The 750-nt window shown below is 62.0% G+C and carries 1 protein-coding gene; it reads right to left on the bottom strand.

Features of this window, described 5'->3' with window-relative positions; all coding sequences use genetic code 11:
• Window positions 1-110: 110 nt before the first annotated feature.
• On the bottom strand, window positions 111-707 hold the full coding sequence (gene wrbA / locus A3730_RS04915) for an NAD(P)H:quinone oxidoreductase (protein ID WP_063521559.1): 597 nt from the start codon (window positions 705-707) through the stop codon (window positions 111-113).
• Between the last annotated feature and the right edge of the window lie 43 nt (window positions 708-750).

Here is a 750-nt window from a genome sequence, read left to right on the forward strand (position 1 = left end):
GATGATAAGGCTGGAGACAATGTGCGCGTCCGGCGGTGCCAGAGTGAACAGGCCGCTGATGCCGACGAGCAGGAGCAACGCGTAGCTGATACGGAATAAAACAAGATTCATCAGGAAGCCTTCAGTTGGCGGGCCAGTAACGCCAGGCGTTTGCCCAGTGCGCGTGCCAGGGTGATTTCGTGTTCCGTCAGCGCCGGGTCACCCTGGCTGCCGGAAACGTGAGTGGGACCATAGGGCGTGCCGCCACTTTGGGTATCCAGCAAGGCGGCTTCGGAGTACGGCACACCGGCCAGCACCATACCGTGGTGGAGCAGGGGGGGCATCATGGAAAGCAGCGTGCTTTCCTGGCCGCCGTGCAAGCTACCGGTGGCGCTGAACACGCCGGCGGGTTTGCCGATCAGGGTGCCTTTCATCCACAGCTCGCTGGTCTGGTCGATGAAATATTTCAATGGTGCCGCCATATTGCCAAAGCGTGTGGGTGAACCCAGCGCCAGGCCCTGGCAACCGGCCAGATCATCCAGCGTCGCGTAGGGCGCACCTTGATCCGGTATCGCCGGCTCACTGGCTTCGCAGTTGGCAGACACGGCCGGGACCGTGCGCAGGCGCGCTTCCATTCCGGTGCTTTCGATACCGCGAGCGACCTGTTGCGCCAGGTTGGCAACACTGCCGTTGCGGCTGTAGTAAAGCACCAGCACATAATCGGTCATGGGCGATTCAGTCCAGTAACTGCAGGGCGTTTTCCGGGGGGCG

This window comes from Alcanivorax sp. HI0044, assembly GCF_001634945.1.